The organism is Micromonospora sp. LOL_024 (assembly GCF_048060415.1).
Lineage (GTDB): Bacteria > Actinomycetota > Actinomycetes > Mycobacteriales > Micromonosporaceae > Micromonospora.
In genome coordinates this window covers 1-15,741 of record NZ_JBHMIS010000052.1, presented here as the reverse complement: position 1 = coordinate 15,741, position 15,741 = coordinate 1, and the positions used below count along the sequence as shown (strand labels likewise).

Genomic DNA, 15,741 nt, shown 5'->3' with positions numbered 1-15,741 from the left:
CATCCACCACAACCAGCCAACGAGCGATCAGCAGCCGAAGCCACGACCCGCCGTTGCAGTACTAACCGCGCGAGGGGACTCACGCACTCTTCTGCCGCCGTCAACGCAAGTCGACCGTCACAGATGGTTGCCGACCATGAGGGGCGTGGTTGGCCTCTGCCCGCTGGCTCGGGGGAGGCGACTCATCGAGCAGGGCACCCAATTGAGCGGCGGATTCGTCGGTCAGACGGTAGACACCCTGGAGGCTGACGGAGCGTTCGAGACGGCCGTTGACGACGTACTTCAGGGTGCGCTGTTCTCCGCGTCGGTTGCGCCAGGTGAGCGCGCTGAGCAGGTCGCCGGGGACGGCGACGTCGAAGCGGATCGGTGTCGCTTCGACGTGTACCGGGCTCGCCCCACATCCATTGGCGCCGAGCATCGTCCAGGCGTGGTGACCCGGATAGGACGGGTCACGCCATGTGGTGGCAGTGGCGCCGCAGCAGTCGCGCTGCTGCTTGTCGACGACGCGCAGGCGGCTCACCAGGTAGACCACGCATCGGTTGACATGCAGCGCGAAGACGTCGTCGCCGACACCGACGCTGGTCCAACTGGGAAGAGACTGGTGCACTCCGCTGAACGCCACCGGGGGCCGCTCGCCGACTCGGTGGCGGCGTAGCTCCCGGCAGACGTCATGGGTCCACAAGGTGGTGAACGCAGTCGGCATGGCCGTGATCATAAGAGCGATGACTGACAGTCTCGATTCATCACGGTCACCCACTGAGGCCACTACGCGACCCTCGCGTACCCGCCCTCGAACCCATCCGGATCTGCCGTTGCGACACGAGGTCGCACTTTGCGAGTGGACTCGCAGTTAGGAGGGCCGACGTGATGTCGGTGGTGTAGTCCCGGGCGCGTGCTCGCTGCCTGGCCCTGCCCTTGGCGTGCGCTGCTGGTAACGGCAGGGTGCGAAGCCCGAGGGGAAAGCCGAAGGGTCCTCGTCCCATCGAGAGGATCACGGGTGAGGGGCAGACCGGACGGGTGAATCGCGTGAACCCTCGTTGATGCCTCGTAAAACGGAGCCCTGCGCGGTGGGATGTTCAGGCGGGGTGCAGGGACGGGCCGCTGGGATGCGGCAGGCGCTGGCTGGGCACGGCATCCGGTCAGGAGAGCACCGCTGGTCCCCGGGGTAGAGAGGGCACCCAACCCGGTCGTAACTCGTGAGTGTGGAACGTGGTAACCCCGACGGGGTCCGCTGCCGAACAGGTGGTGGGCGGTAAGCCGACCGTGAGGAAGGCCCAACTCCCCGGGCGGGAATGGGATGACCCGAGAAGCGAACGCCGGTGGCTGAAAGGCGGCAGGAAACCGAGACAGCACGCCTGGTCCTCCTACCAGGGGTCACGGATAACTGGCCGGATACCGGGCCAGGTGCCCGGGCGTGAAAGCGCGCCGACGCGGGTCAGGTGAGCCTGTGCGGAGACGATGACGACAAGCCCGGAACCGAAGGACAAGTTAGGCACCGCCTCGGTTGGGGTGGTGAACGGACCGGAGGACGAGATCCTCGACTGGGACGCTGTGGATTGGCGTGCTTGTGAGGAGACCGTACGGCGCTTGCGGCAAAGGATCTTCACGGCGTCGCAGGTGGGGGACCTGAAACGGGTCCGGAATCTGCAGAAGTTGATGCTGCGGTCCCGGGCGAACACGCTGCTGGCGGTTCGTCGGGTCACGGAGGTCAACGCTGGACGTTTGACGGCGGGCGTGGACGGCCGGATCATCCTGAACGGCCAGGACAAGGCCGACCTGGCGGCGCAGATCCAGCGTCGACAACGACCTTGGCAGGCATGCCCGGTCAAACGGGTGTATATCCCAAAGGCGGACGGCCGGCGCCGTCCGCTCGGCATCCCCGTGATCGTCGACCGAGTCTTGCAGGCTCGGGTGGCAACAGCGTTGGAGCCAGAATGGGAAGCCCGGTTCGAGCCGAGATCGTACGGATTTCGGCCCGGACGCAGCTGTCAGGACGCGATCCAAGCCACCTTCAGCACGGTCAAGGGAAAGAACCCGGCCAGGCGGTGGGTGCTCGACGCGGACCTGAAAGCGGCGTTCGACCGCATCGACCACCACCACCTACTCATCCAACTCGGCTGGTTCCCGGCCAGGGAACAGATCCGGGCTTGGCTGACGGCCGGAGTGGTCGAGCAGGGCCTGCTCACCCCAACCGAGGAGGGAACTCCCCAGGGCGGGGTGGTCAGCCCACTGCTGTTGAACATCGCGCTGCACGGGATGGAACACGCCGCCGGGGTCCGTTACCGCACCGCCGGAACCGACGGTGTCGCCACTGCCCCGGACGCCCCGGTCTTGATCAGATATGCCGATGACTTCGTCGCGTTATGCCGCACCAGGGATGGAGCGATGCAGGTCAAGGCCCGGCTGGCCGCGTGGCTGACGCCGAGAGGGCTGGCCTTCAACGAGGACAAGACCCGCGTGGTCGACCTCGACGAGGGCTACGACTTCCTCGGGTTCAACGTCCGCCGCTACCACGGCCTGCTGCTGATCAAACCGAGCAAGACGGCGGTCAGACGGATCCGGAAACGGCTACGCACCGAAGTGCGTGCACTGCGCGGCAGCAACGCCGCCGCGGTGATCGCCCGCCTCAACCCGATCATCCGAGGCTGGGCGGCCTACTACCGGTCGGTGGTGGCCAGCGAAATCTTCACCGGGCTGGACCACTACCTGTGGAAACTGGTCTACAAATGGGCCAGGCACACCCACCCGAACAAGCCGACGAGCTGGGTCGTCGCCCGCTACTTCGGCATGTTCAACAAGTCCCGGCAGAACAAATGGGTCTTCGGTGACCGCGACAGCGGCGCCTACCTGCACAAGTTCGCCTGGATCAGGATCGTGCGGCACCAGATGGTCACCGGCACCGCATCACCCGATGACGCGGCGCTGACCGACTACTGGCACAACCGACGGCAACGCCCGAGGCTGCAACCCCCGGTCGACCGCACCACCCAACAGCTGCTCGACAGCCAGCGGGCCCGATGCGTCGACTGCGGACAGCTTCTGCTACACGCCGACCGCCCGCCACGAACCCCACGCGAATGGGAACAGTGGTATCGCGGCCTGCGGAAAGCTGTGGATCACAACGCCATCAGCCGACGACAGGACGGCAGCACACACGGTCCGCAACTCTGTCTGCTCCACACCCACTGCCACCGCCGGACCACCGGCAAACGGCAGGCCAGCGATCTGCATGCCAGCGACCCATAGGGCTTGCTTGAGCCGGATGCATGGAAATCGTGCACGTCCGGTTCTGAGGGGGCGGCGGCGCAGCAATGCGCCGTCGCTACCCGGCCTTCGGCGCGTAGGCAGGCCGCGTAGCCATCGCCGATGGTAGCCGAGACTCGCTGGGCGGACGTTCGGCTCTGCAGAGGAGGATGCGTCGATCTGGAGGTCGTTACGCTGCTGTGGGTGAGCTACGACCTGTACTTCTGGCCGTCCGGGGCAGCAGAGAATCCCCGCCGGCTGGCTGATCGGCTCGCGGACGAGCGGGCCGACGCTCTGGTAGCGGATGAGCGCGTTCTGGCGTTCCGCGCCGAGTCGCTACGCCGCTGGCCGGACCTTGTCGACATGATTGCGCCGTGGCACCACGATCTGGGCGGCCGGCAGCCATGGGGTCGCACTGACCTCGCCGATCGATTGTCGGGGTGACTCTGCCCTACGGCTAGCACGGCACCAACGCACTGCCGTTTCTGGCCGGTGTGTACGGGCTCGACTCGTACGACCCGCAATCGGAACAGTTGCTGACGACGCGGTCGCTGTCGCCGGACGGCACGGTCCGGGGCGAGGTTGCGGCGCAGGTCGAGGGATGGGTGGCCGAGGAACACGTCGTGCAGCTGCTCCGGCAGATCAGCTCCTACATCGGCTACGCGTATGACGACCTGGACGAGGCAGCGCTGACCGGTGCGCTCGATGACACGAACGACGAAGCGGCCGACGGCTGGTTCGAGTACCCGCTGGCAGGCACGCCCCCGCTGGTCATCCGGCTGGCGCAGCCACCGGGTGGTGCAGTGGTCAGTGTCCGCGTCGAAGGCATCATGGATCTGGTCCTGGCCACCCGGATAGAGACTCTGCTGGACCTGCTGTAACGACTTGCGGAGCAACAAGCCGTACATGTCCGGGTCTGCCGCAGTCGAGGTGTTCAGTGGGGAAATGCGCGGGGGACGCGGGCGCTGAGGAGTTCGTCGCGGAACGTTTGGATGCGCGTGATGACCTGTCGCCTGCCGACGGTGTTCTCGATGCGGTCGAGGTACAGGCATCGGGCGGCGAGTTTGTCGAGGCTGACGGTGAAGTAGATCGCCATCAGCGGGTTGACGAACAGGTCGCCGCCGCCGGTGCGCCGGGTGAAGCGGACGTCTCCGAACGCGCCGCTGGTAGCGGCGGCGATCTGTCCCTGGACGATACTGGGCCGGTCCGGGGTGGTGGCCTGGGCGTCGGCGACAGCATCGCGGTACAGCGCCGCCTCCCGGCTCGATCCGGGGATGGACAGGGCACCGAGGTAGCCGCCGTCACGGTCGAGCGCGGCGAGGTTCTCCAGCACCTGAACGTGGTTGACGCCGTCGTAGGCGTCGATACCGAAACCGAGACTGGTCACCAGCTTGACCGGCACGTCCAGCGCGGCCACGGCGGCCAGACTGGTGATGTCCTCCACCGGGGTGCCGAGATCGCCCTCGTCGCCGCGCAGAAGGACATCGGTGCCGCCGTCGACCAGCACCACCGCATCGATGTTGAGTTGTTCGATCAGGTATCGGTACGCCGCCCGCAACGGCTGGACACCGAGCGGCGGAAAGGCGTACACGGTCGACGGCAGATCCTGAGCCGCCAGCCACCGGGCGAGCGTCCGTTCGGGGAAGTACCAGTCCGGGCTGGTGGTGTCCGGCTGCACTGCCGCGACGTGCTCCGCTACCCACGCGTCACGGTCGATCAACTCGAGCCGGGAGAAGGACAGGCTGGCCAGGTGTACCTGCGCGCCGCGGCGCCACAGGGCGAACGCCAAGGGCAGGCCGGCGTACACGTCGAACCCACCGCCCGCTCCGGCGATGAGAATGCTCCGCGCCGGAGCCAGGGCGGCAAACAGCGGCGGAACGGCCAACGAGAACGCACCCGGGTCGGCCGCCAGCACAGCAGGGTTCATCACCACTCAATGATCAGCCAAGCCCCTGCTGTCCAAGCCACGCGGCCCCACCGCGACGGGCAACAGCGACCGGGGGTACGAGAACATGCCCGCCATCCGCGTTCAGCGATCAGGGCGGTCGCTGCGGGTAGTTGGGTCGGGCGGAGCGGGCATTCCGAGCTGTCCCCTTCTAAATCTTTCTGGTGGTCGGTCACCTTCGATTGCTGTCGCCCCGGCCCTCGGCGGCCAGCAGCCGGTGGACGGTTGTCGGCGCTTGGGTCAGCAGCCGGGGGTCATCGTGTTTGCGATGATCTCGGCATGTCGCAGAGGTGGTCGACGCTTCGGGAGATCGAGGAAGCGCTGGTGCGCTGCGAGCAGGGTCTGGGCTGGGAGAGGCCGGTGCTGCATGGCGTCGGCTTCATTCCTCGCGTCATCGAGCACGGCCTGGACGGGACGATCGCCTCCGTCGTTCTGGAGCGGGAGATCGGGTTCGTTCGGGTCAACGCGCGTGAGGACGTGCTATCGGCTGCAGTGCTGGCCACGGTCACGGGGTGGCGTGGTGGCAGCGGCTCGGTGCGGCTGGGGCAGGCGCAGCTTGCGGAGGCGATCGGCCTGCTGGGACCGGCCGAGGCCTGCCGGGAGGTCGAGCATCCGAACCTGCGGATCTGGCGTGAGATCCAGGGCTGGGAGTGGGACGACGATCCGCTGATCGTGGTCTTCGACGCCGACCCGGACGCACCGAGCGACGATCCCTACGTGATCGCGTTGCGGGAGGTGGTCCTGTCGGGCCGGCAGTCGGTGCCCTCCGGCGAGGTCCGAGTATGGCCCCCACCAGGCGCTGACGGGCATCGTCTGCAGAAGGTCTGGGAGACCCGTTGGCCGCAGGTCGCACCCATCAGTCATCACCTCAAGCGGCTGGATGACCACTGGGTGCGATTCCATAGCCTGCCTGATTCAAAGCGCTACGCCGACAGCGAGTCCGAGTACGTTACCATCCTGCACCGGCACAACACCATTCTCGATGAACTTCGCGGCGATACCGCGGACCTGCTCGTGATTACGCTGGAAGTAGCGTTCACGCCAGTGCCACGACGTCGAACGCCCATCTTGCACGATCTGCTACCGGACGGTGAATGCTGGTCGGTGCTGTCCTGGCCAGACCTCGATCCCGAACTTGCCTTCACCCACACTTACGTCAACCGCGTCGCCTGGAAACCCGGTCGCCTCGATCGGCTGCTTCGTGAAGTCGCTGACGACCGGATCGCTCATGTGATCATCGCGCCGCCTGACCTGGCCTGGCTCTACGCGCCCTACGACGGTGGCGCGGACGCGCTGCTGGCGAACACCGCGCAACGCGACGCCCTACGTGACTGTCATCGCCAGTGGCTGTCAAGCCACCCCGCCGGACTCTGATCCCCACCAGCCGCTCGGCCACCATCGGACGTACTGTCATGTCGCGAAAGCACTCGTCACTGGAGGCAGCGGTGTGCGTCAGCCGCTGGTATCCACGTCCATGAACACGTGATTTGATCAGCCCATCCAGCAAGAGCCAGTCGATCAGGTGCCCCGCGACGTCTCAGAGGATGGTTCGAGAGGTTATGTCCGATGTAGGCTTGGCGGTTCGTTAGAGGCCCTGGTGGTGGTTACGCGGACGTCGTCGGTGAGGCCAGGGTGAACAGGCCGGCCTCGGGTTCGGTGAGGATCTGGCGGGCGACGAGGCGTTTGAGTTTGGCGCGGAGGTTCTCGGTGTCCTTCGCGGTGGTGCCGGTGCCCAGCGCCTGGCAGATGTCCTTGGCGCGCATCGGCGCGGTCCCGGCGTGGAACACGGCGAGGATCTGCTGGTAGGCCGGGCTGACGACGGTGGGGTCAGCAGGTGCCGACGCGTCGAGTGGGCCGCCCAGGCTCAGGAGCGTCTTGCGGGTGATGGCGAGTTCGGCCAGCTCGGTCTCGGCCGCGGCGAGTTGCTCGTCGAGGGAGGCGATCTGGGCACGGAGCCGCTCGATGGCGAGGCCGGCGGCGGTCTCGCGTTCGGTGAGCAGGGTCAGCAGCGTCGGCGGAGTCACCGCTGCCGGCCCGGGTCGCGCCACGACGCGGTGGCGGTGCCGGTCAACCGGCGGATGAGGTTCGCCGTCGAGGCCCACCAGGTGCGTGAGACCGCAGAGGCGGGTCGGCTTTCGTACTCGCGGACCAGGCGGCGGTGCAGCATCAGGGTGCCGTTGGTCTGTTCGACCACCCACCGGCGCTTCACTGGCACGAACCCGGCGGTCGTGTCGGACCGAAAAACCTGCTCGACGTCGATACCTCGGACCGCGCCGTGGATCTGCACGTCGTCTTTGAAACCGGCGTCGACCCACGCCTTGGTCACCGTCGGGGTGTGGGCCACGACGTTGTCCAGCAGCCGGATGCCGATGGCGTTGTCGGTGACCGACGCCGCGGTCACCACCACCGCGATGATCAGGCCGAGAGCGTCGACGGCCAGGCCCCGCTTGCGGCCGGGCACCTTCTTCGCCGCGTCCTTGCCGGTCGTCGCGGCCGGTACGTGGTTGGCTGCCCGGATCGACTGGGTGTCCAACACCACCGCGGTCGGGTCCTCCGCCCGGCCGGCCTTCTCCCGCGTCTGACAGCGCAGCAGGTCATGAATCACCTGGTCGGTACCGTCATCACGCCACAGCGCGAAGTAGTAGTACGTCGCGGACTTCGGCGGCAGGTCGTGCGGCAGGTACGCCCACTGACACCCGGTCCGGTTCTGGTAGAAGATCGCGTTCACGATCTCCCGCAGCTCGTAGCGGCCCTGATGCCCCGACACCGACGGATGCCGATCCTTCCACGCCTGCAGGAAGGGCCCCACCACCGCCCATTGCTCATCGGTCAGGTCACTCGGATACGCCGCACGTCCACTCACGACCGTCCTAACGCGACGCCACCACATCGGCTACGGGTCCGCAAAGATCAGCCAACCGCAAAGCGGGTAAGAGGTCACAAACCACCCTCTCAGACGGGCCGGGCTGGGGCATGAGGACGACCACCGCGGTTTCGGATGACCGTCGCGCCGCGTAGCCATCGAGGTTCTTGTCGATCTCGCGCCAGCGGGCCCACAGCCGCGATCGTTCCTCGCCTGTCGCAGCACGACCACGTACCGGTCGCGGCCCGTCGACCAGGTCAACGGTCGCGTCCGGGTGCGCCTGCAGATTGAGCCACCAGGCCGGCTCGGGCTCTCCCCAGCCGTTCATGGCCAGCGAGACCAGATTCCCGTCGTCCTCGAAGTACCCGAGGATCACACTGCGCTGCTGGCCGGTGCGACGCCCGACGGTGGTCAGGCGCAGCATCCCGTACCGGTTGCCGCGCGGACGCGACAGTCCGACCCGGCCGCCGGAACGCCGGAACACGCCCCGATGAGCCGACCAGAACAGCCGAATGAACCAACGGGGCGGCAACCACGGCTTCTTCGCGGGGCGCGAGGGCTCGGTCACTCCTTCATCGTATTGGCCGCTGTCACGCACGAACGGCAGCCAGCGGCAGGCCGGTAGCGCCGAACGGCTCTGCCGACAGCCGGCCTGCCCACCCGATCAAGTCAACGTCCGCTCATAGCCGCGATCCGAGCGCATCGACTCCGGTCTACTTGATAGCCCAGCGTGAGCTGTGGCGGGAGGCCGCTGCGTCCGCAGCCGCCGACGGAGCCGAAGTGGCGGACATCCCGCCCTGTGTACATCGGGCGTACCTGGCTCCGCACGGGAATGCGTACACCAACACCAGCTGTTCGCTGCGCAACGTGCCGGAGGCGGGTCCCGCGCTACGTCGGCCGTTTGTCCGTTCGTGGTGATGTGGGGTGCAGCAGGCGGCGGGCCAGTCGGCGGGTTTCCTCGGCTGGTTCTTCGTCGATTGTCTGGAGCGCCTGGGTGAGTGCGGTGAGTCGCGTTCGCACGGCTGCGGTGTCGCCGGTCTGACTGTGGGCGGTCATCGCGAGGCGGGCGATTTCCTCGTTGATGGGGTCGATGGTGCATGCCGCGTCGAGGAGGTTGCGGGCGCGGGCGGGATCTGTGTCGGCGACCAGGACGGCGAGGCGGGCGTGGATGTTGACGCCAACTTGTCGGCAGGTGTGTTGCGGGCCGTCGGACCATTCGTAGTCGTGGTGGAGCAGGCCACCCCAGTTGCTGACGGCTTCCTCAAGTGCCTCCCGTTGGGCTTGTCGGTCCGTGGTGCGTCCGGCGCGGCTGGTGGCGTCGAGGACTCGCCACCAGTCGATGTCGACGAGGTTGGGGTCGAGGTAGTAGCGGCCGCCGGGGTTGACCACCGGTTTGAAGGTGTGGGTGTCGTCGCCTGGGTTGAGTCCGGCGGCGGTGGTGAGCCGGTTGCGGAGGTTGGCGACGTTGGTGGAGAGGCGGTCGCGGGCGCGGCGGGGTGTGGCGTCGGGGGTCATGGCGACTTCGATGTCGGCGATGTCGGCACCGTCGCGGTGGACCGCGAGGTAGGTGAGCAGTTCGTAGCTGGCCCGTCGGACGCCCGTTACCGGGGTTCCGTCGGCGCCGATGATCGCGGGGCTGCCGAGGATCCGGACGCGGACCTTCGGCTGCGTACGGTCCGCCGCGGGTGTTGGCGGCTCGGGGCTGTCGGTTGGCGACTGGCGGGCAATGTCCGCGTCGTTGGTGTCGGTTTCAGCGGTGACGGGCGCTGCGAGGTCGGTGGCGGCTCCCGGTTCCGCCGCAGGGGCGGCCTGCTGCTGTTGCGAATTCGACGAGGCTGGCGGATTGGTGGGGTCGCCGGTGTGTGCCTCTTTGAGGACGGTGAGCAGTTGCCGGGTGGTGTCGTCGTCCAGGACGGCCAGTTTGGGTCCGGGTTGGGCGTCGTTTTCTGTGCTGGTGCCGTCCGGGGCGACGGTGAGGGTCATGCCGGGGGGCCAGTCGCCGGCGATGAGGGCGGTGATGCCGAGGGGGTGGCCGAGGTGCAGGGCGGTGCAGAGCCGGGCTCGGATCGCGGTGTCCGGCACGTCGGTGATCAGGATGATCGGCGGGAGCGGTTCGTGGTGCGGGTCGGCTTGGTGGAGGTCGTCGAGGTTGGTGACGTCAGCGTCGGTGACGGCGCGGGTGCGGTGGATGATCTGGGCTTCAATGTGGGCGAGAGCGTGATCGAGGCCGGCGGCGACGTGGAGTCGGGGGATGACGCCGGCGAGGTCGGTGATGGCGTTGCCGCCGAGCAGGTCGGTCAGCGCGGTGGCGGGGATGACGATGTGGCCGCGGGCGTCGGGGTCGTCGGGGCTGCCGGAGGACAGGGTGGCGACGAGCATCGCGCGGATCGCGTCGGGTCCGCCTGCTCCGGTGAGTCCGAGTCCGTCGGCGGGATGCTCCGGCAGGCCGGCGAGTTGCGGGCCGGACGGGCCGGTCGGGGTTGGTGTCGGTGGTGTGCCTTCGGCGATGTCGCGGACGGTGGGCTGCGGGGCGGGTGGGATGACCAGGTCGCGTGCCTGCTCGCGGGCCGCTCGGCGCAGCCGGCTGATGACGGCGGGCAGAGGTTGCAGGGTCGGATCGTGGGCCGGGTCGGGATCGGTGATGGGGTGGTAGCGGCTGCGGCGTCGCAGCCAGACCACGGATGCTGCGGCGGCCAGCGCCGCTGCCAGTCCGATGGGTACCCAACCTCCGGGAAAGCTGACCCCGTGGGTGTCGTCGCTCGGCCGGTCCTCGGACGGTGGGGATGCGGTCGGTGTGGTGCTGCTCGGGGCAGGTGTGGCCGTCGGGGAGGTCGCTGCGGCAGACGGCGTGGTGGCCGGTGGACGTTCGACCACGGAGTCGGGGTCGGAGGTGGCCGGCGCTGATGGCGCTGTCGTGGACTGCGGGGCGGGTGGCGCGGTGTCTGGTGTGGCGGTGGAGGCGGGTGGTGGGGTCGCTGAGGGTGTCTGGTTCGGTGTGCGTGGCGGGGTGGGCGCTGGCGGGGTTCGCGGTTGCGCGGTGGCCGGTGGTGTGGCGTCGTCGGGTAGGTGCAGCGTCCAGCCGGGGTAGATGAGGTTGGGGTTGGTGAGCGTGCCACCGACATCGCGGAAGTGGGTGCCTCGGTTGAGGGCGAAGATCTCGGGCCACCTGTTGGCGTCGCCGAGCCACTCTTTGGCGATCTTTGAAAGGCTGTCCCCGCGCTCCACCACGCAGGTGTAGGCGGGCCCGGACGATGCTCTGCCCCGGTGGCTGTCCGTCGGCCGCGTCGCCGCCGGTGCTCCGCTCGCCGCGTGAACAGCGCTGGCGGAGATGGACGTGCCGCGTCGAGCAGCGTTCTCCTGACCACCAGTGTTGTCACCGGCACCGTGGCCGGTGTTCGCTGGTGATGTCCCGCCCGCGCCGAGGCGGTCCGAGGCGGACAGGTCGGCGTCGGACCGCAGGGCGAGGGAGTCCTCACCTGGCGGGCTGTCGGGCGACGTGTCGGTCGTGGCGGTGGTGTGCGCGGCGGCGGGTAGCGCGGTGGAGGTGACGGCGGTGGCGCCGAGGAGCGCGGCCGCGAGGCCCTGCATCGGTCCCGGCATGCGCAGCGCGATCCGCCATCGCAGCCGAGCCGCGAGGGTCGTGTGTACGCGGCGGGCGATGGCGGTGGCGAGCATGGCCCAGAGCAGCCAGGCGCTGGTCTGCAGCATTATGGTGAGGAACCCGGTGGTCAGGGGCTGTTGCAGCCACGCCCGCAGCTGACTGTCGGATGGCATCGTGGGCGTCGGCCAGCCTGCCAGATACAGCAGCACGAGTGGCGCCGCCGCGAGCACGACCGCGGCGACCCCCGCTGTCGAGACCGGTGGTTTCACGCTGCCCTCCCCCTGCGTCGTTCATCCGTGGCGACCGATGCGGTCGTGACACCGAACGTAGGAGAAAGGCGGGCGGTTGAGGCCGGGTGCGGGTCTAACAGCACCTAACACCGTCTAACACAACCTTACAGCCGCAGGTCAGACCCGGTGCCGCCCATATGGGCCTCGCCGCCCAGGGCCGGTCGCGGTTGCTGACAACGGGTTCGAGCACCGTGATGCGGCGACCACGCCGACAGCCGCCCCACCTGCTTTCGCAGCCGCGACCCGGTCGATCGGATGAGGCCCGGCCAGGTGCCATTCGGGACCGTATTGCGGTGCGGGACCGAGCTGGCGGTCAGGTGCCGCCGCGTATGAGCGCGCCCTCGGCAGTGAGACCGGCGGGGGCGAGTCGCCGCGTGTACCGGTCGGTCAGGTCGGCGGCGGCGATGTGCTCACCCAGGCTGGCGAGGATGCTAGCGGCGCGGTGGTGCAGGTCGGCGTTGTACGGGTCGACGCGGATGCCGTCCTGTAGGTAGGCCAGTGCCTGGCGGGGGTGAGATGCGGCGGCGGCGAGGGCGGCGTAGGCGTCGAGGACGTGGCGGCGGATGGATTCGCGGTGCGGGTCGAGCCATTCCCAGGTGTGTCCGGCGGCGAGGTCGCCGGCGTAGGCGTCGACGACGGCCTGCCAGGCGGTGGAGGGGTCGGTGAGGATGGCGGCGGCGCGGTCGACCGCACGGTGGAAGTGCCACAGGTCGACGTCGACGTGGTCGGGGTGCAGACGGTAGCGGTCGCCCGTGCGGTCGATGATCGGCAGGCCGGTGGTGCGCGCGGCGGTGCGGAGTTCGCTGAGGGTGGTGTAAAGGCGTCCGGTGAGCCGCTGGCCGGGTAGTCCGGGCCAGAGGGCTTCGGCCATGAGATGGCTGTCGACCCCGTCGGGGTGCACGGCGAGGAAGACCAGAGCATGCCGGGCGGCGGTGCGCCGCACCGTCAGGGCCGTGCCGTCGATGAGCAGTGCCGGTTCACCGAGGACCCGCACCAGCATCCGCTTGTCGGGGCGGATGGTGTCGTGGTGTGGGGCTGTGGGGCGCGGTACCCGCACCTGCGGCTGGGGTTGTGTGGGGGTGTTGGGTGCCGGTGGGTGAAGGTGGCCGGTGACGGTGAGCAGGTCCGTGGTGGCGACGGCGTCGAGCACACATACCCGCGGGCCGGCGGTTGCCGTGTCGGAGGCGTGGGTGTGGCCGTCGGCCTCGACGTGCCATGTCGTCGCATGCGGCCATGCCGCCAGCACCACCATTGTCGCCCCGCTGGTGGCGAGGCTGCTCGGAGGCGGTTCGTCGAGGATCAGCACCCGCCGACCACCTTCTGCGCCGTCTGGCAGGGCTGGCGTGGCGTCGGCCGGCAGGGTCGTGGCGTGCGCGGCGGTGTCGACGATCCGCAGCCCTGCCCCGGGACGCAGGTGCGGGGCGGCCGGTCCGAGCAGCATGTCCACGGCGCGGCGGGTGATCACCAGCTCCACCGTGTTCTGCCGCATGGTGGCGAGGAGCGCGGTGATCAGCAGTCCGCGGGCGGCGTCCCGCGCTCCCGGGCCGGTCAGCCCGACCCCGGCGGGTGGGAAGCCGACCGGCGGTAGCCCTGCGGCCGGGGCGGGCGCCGGTGGTGGGGGTCGGCTGCCGGTGGCGGCCTGGATGGCGGCGACGGTGGCCGGGAGCGGCGCCAGGTCCTGCGCGTCCTGGCTGTGGCGGTGTGGGCGGGTGGGGCGGTAGGCGCGGCGGCGTCGCAGCCACACCAGCCCGGCCGCAGCGGTCACCTGCTCGGCGACGTCGCGGGGCAGCCACCCGCCGGGCACGGCGACACCGTCTACGGTGTCGGCCTGTTCGACGATATCGGTGCCGGTGCCGGTGCCGGTGGTGCTGGTGGTCGTGCCCTGGTGGCTGGCGTCGGGGGTGGGTGTGGTGGGGGTGGCGATGGTCAGGGCGGCGGCGCCGGCCATGCCGGTGGCGGTGGCCTGCCACGGGGTGGGCAGCGGGAGGCGGCGTAACCACCGCACGCCGGCCCACACACGGGTCGCGGTCGCGGCGGTGACGAGGTAGGCGACGAAGGCCCACAGCAGCCAGGCCAGCCCCACCAGCAGCAGGATCAGATTCTGCTCGGTCAACGGGTCGCGGACCCACTGCCACAGCGCCACCCGCGGCGTGTCGACCGACGGCCAGCCCACCATCCATACCAGCAGGATCGGCGGGCCGGTCAGCAGCACGACGGTCAGCAGCAGAGACGCCACGTGCCTCGGCCACCTCATTTCCTACTCCCCCCTCCCGGCGTGCGCGTCACGAACGTGGGGGACCGGGTGGGACAAGGTTGCCTCGGGGCTGGCTGGGTGCCGTGTAGAGGATGCGGGTCCACAGGCGAGCCAGCCACCACACGATGACGGCCACGACGTAGAGGCCGGCCACCGTTCCGGTGTTGTACCGGCCGACCAGGGTGGCGGTGAGGATCGCGAACGGGACACCCATCACCAGCCGCAACCACCACCCGGACACCAACGCGGTGATCACCCCGACACCGATCAGCAGCCCACCGAGACGACTCCCGAGCCCCAGCCACACCTCCATGCCGGGTGCATAGGTCGCGGGCAGCGACCACTGAACCAGCATCATCCCCACCGTGGCCGTCAACGTCGACGAGACAGGAAACGCGAGGAACTCCGACCAGCCGCCCCGCGGAGTACGCCACTGGCGGAACGCGATCAGCGCCAGCACCATCGCGACCAACAGGATCGGCGCGACCGGGACCAAAGTCCAGCGCAGGAACGCCCCCAGTTCGGTGCCGATGTACTGGGACCCCACCACCGCGTACATGCCGACGACGGCCACACCGAGCCACGCCGAGGTGAGAATGCCGGTGGCGACCTGCGCGGCCGACGACAGCGGCACCCCACTATCGGTACGCGTCGCCAGCGTGGAACCGAGGACGGTGCCGGCGGCCAGGCAGGCGATCACGGCGAACACCGACGCCATCGCCACCTCACCCCAGTTCAGGAACGCCCACGGCCTCACCAGCCCCGAGTTCCATTCCGCGGTGAGCAGCGCGTGCGACACCAGCGCCAGCGACGCGAACCCGGGCACCGCGATCGCGACCGCCCGCCACAACGTCGGCAGCGGCTCCCCCACCGCCGGCGTGCTCTGGTCGGTGGCCAGGCCGCCGGCGTCGGCCGCGCCGCGGGCCGCCGCGAGCAGCGGATCCGGCACCAACATCGGCCTCAGCCCGGTCTCGGCCGCCATGACATCGGCGACCAGCGGCATCTGCGCCGTGCCGCCCACACACCACAGTCCGGCGACAGTGGTCGGATCCACCTCGGCGGCGTCGACCGCCTCCCGCACCAGCCCCGCCGCCCGGGTCAGTGCCGGGCGGGCGGCCTGCTCCACCACCAGATGATTCAGCACCACCGCCGATCCCGACGGCACGGGCACCGTTACCGCCGGATGCCCCGCCAGGGCGTGCTTGGCCGTACGCAGGCTCGCCGTCAGCGCCCACCCGTCCCCCGCCGGCATCCCGGCAGGAGCCACCGCGGCCGTCAACGCCGCGTCGATGGCATCACCACCGGCGTCGCTGTCGGCGAGGGTGGACAGCACCTCGAAACCGACCGGGCTACGCCGCAGCACACTCACCTCAGCGCCGCCGCCCAGGTCACACACCACCACCACCGAACCCACCGGCAGCTGCACACCCCCGGCGAGCACGTGCGAGGCGACCGCCACCGGCGCCTCCACCAGGCGCGGCTGCGGCAGACCCGCACGGTGAGCGGCGTGGCGCAGCCACGTGCGTCGCCGCGGGCCCCAGCCCG

At 69.3% G+C, this 15,741-nt stretch carries 12 protein-coding genes; 4 read left to right on the top strand and 8 right to left on the bottom strand.

Annotation, left to right across the window (positions count from 1 at the left end; genetic code table 11):
* Positions 1–100: 100 nt before the first annotated feature.
* On the bottom strand, positions 101–703 hold the full coding sequence (locus ACFHWY_RS26510) for a hypothetical protein (protein ID WP_416582980.1): 603 nt from the start codon (positions 701–703) through the stop codon (positions 101–103).
* Positions 704–1,458: 755 nt separating this feature from the next.
* Here ACFHWY_RS26510 and ltrA point away from each other — a divergent pair.
* The 3 genes from ltrA to ACFHWY_RS26495 all read left to right on the top strand — a co-directional run bounded on the left by ltrA (position 1,459) and on the right by ACFHWY_RS26495 (position 4,124).
* A complete protein-coding gene (ltrA, locus tag ACFHWY_RS26505) occupies positions 1,459–3,246 on the top strand; it encodes a group II intron reverse transcriptase/maturase (RefSeq protein WP_416582979.1) in 1,788 nt (595 codons plus the stop codon).
* A 201-nt stretch (positions 3,247–3,447) separates the two neighbouring features.
* Positions 3,448–3,687, top strand: coding sequence for a hypothetical protein (locus ACFHWY_RS26500; protein ID WP_416582978.1), 240 nt, complete (start codon positions 3,448–3,450; stop codon positions 3,685–3,687).
* Between the two features lie 89 nt (positions 3,688–3,776).
* The gene (locus tag ACFHWY_RS26495) at positions 3,777–4,124 is read left to right on the top strand and encodes a hypothetical protein (protein ID WP_416582977.1); all 348 of its coding nucleotides are present in this window, start codon (positions 3,777–3,779) and stop codon (positions 4,122–4,124) included.
* 53 nt (positions 4,125–4,177) lie between these two features.
* Here ACFHWY_RS26495 and ACFHWY_RS26490 read toward each other — a convergent pair whose 3' ends face one another.
* Positions 4,178–5,170, bottom strand: coding sequence for a DUF1152 domain-containing protein (locus ACFHWY_RS26490; protein WP_416582981.1), 993 nt, complete (start codon positions 5,168–5,170; stop codon positions 4,178–4,180).
* Between the two features lie 297 nt (positions 5,171–5,467).
* Here ACFHWY_RS26490 and ACFHWY_RS26485 point away from each other — a divergent pair, with 297 nt between their 5' ends.
* Positions 5,468–6,562 carry a hypothetical protein gene (locus ACFHWY_RS26485; protein WP_416582976.1) on the top strand — a complete coding sequence of 365 codons (1,095 nt, stop codon included), beginning with the start codon at positions 5,468–5,470 and terminating at the stop codon, positions 6,560–6,562.
* 230 nt (positions 6,563–6,792) lie between these two features.
* Here the strand turns inward: ACFHWY_RS26485 and ACFHWY_RS26480 are convergent, their stop codons facing one another.
* From ACFHWY_RS26480 to ACFHWY_RS26455, 6 genes are all read right to left on the bottom strand, one after another.
* Positions 6,793–7,212: a hypothetical protein gene (locus ACFHWY_RS26480; RefSeq protein ID WP_416582975.1), complete on the bottom strand. Its 420-nt coding sequence runs from the start codon at positions 7,210–7,212 to the stop codon at positions 6,793–6,795.
* Positions 7,209–8,051 (bottom strand): IS5 family transposase, encoded by an 843-nt coding sequence (locus ACFHWY_RS26475; protein WP_416582974.1) that lies wholly within the window; start codon positions 8,049–8,051, stop codon positions 7,209–7,211. Before ACFHWY_RS26475 ends, ACFHWY_RS26480 begins: the two co-directional genes overlap by 4 nt.
* 7 nt (positions 8,052–8,058) lie before the next feature.
* Positions 8,059–8,649, bottom strand: a complete 591-nt coding sequence (locus tag ACFHWY_RS26470; RefSeq protein ID WP_416582973.1) for a nitroreductase/quinone reductase family protein — start codon at positions 8,647–8,649, stop codon at positions 8,059–8,061.
* Between the two features lie 290 nt (positions 8,650–8,939).
* Positions 8,940–11,921: a BTAD domain-containing putative transcriptional regulator gene (locus ACFHWY_RS26465; protein ID WP_416582972.1), complete on the bottom strand. Its 2,982-nt coding sequence runs from the start codon at positions 11,919–11,921 to the stop codon at positions 8,940–8,942.
* A 334-nt stretch (positions 11,922–12,255) separates the two neighbouring features.
* Positions 12,256–14,178: a hypothetical protein gene (locus ACFHWY_RS26460; protein WP_416582971.1), complete on the bottom strand. Its 1,923-nt coding sequence runs from the start codon at positions 14,176–14,178 to the stop codon at positions 12,256–12,258.
* Between the two features lie 46 nt (positions 14,179–14,224).
* The coding region (locus tag ACFHWY_RS26455; protein ID WP_416582970.1) for an Hsp70 family protein at positions 14,225–15,741 on the bottom strand (1,517 nt) is incomplete at its 5' end.

What these genes read in the sequence shown, in the direction of transcription:
- ACFHWY_RS26510 (WP_416582980.1), bottom strand. Translation starts at nt 703, where the DNA reads ATGCCGACTGCGTTCACCACCTTGTGGACCCATGACGTCTGCCGGGAG.
- ltrA (WP_416582979.1), top strand. Translation starts at nt 1,459, where the DNA reads ATGACGACAAGCCCGGAACCGAAGGACAAGTTAGGCACCGCCTCGGTT.
- ACFHWY_RS26485 (WP_416582976.1), top strand. Translation starts at nt 5,468, where the DNA reads ATGTCGCAGAGGTGGTCGACGCTTCGGGAGATCGAGGAAGCGCTGGTG.
- ACFHWY_RS26490 (WP_416582981.1), bottom strand. Translation starts at nt 5,170, where the DNA reads ATGAACCCTGCTGTGCTGGCGGCCGACCCGGGTGCGTTCTCGTTGGCC.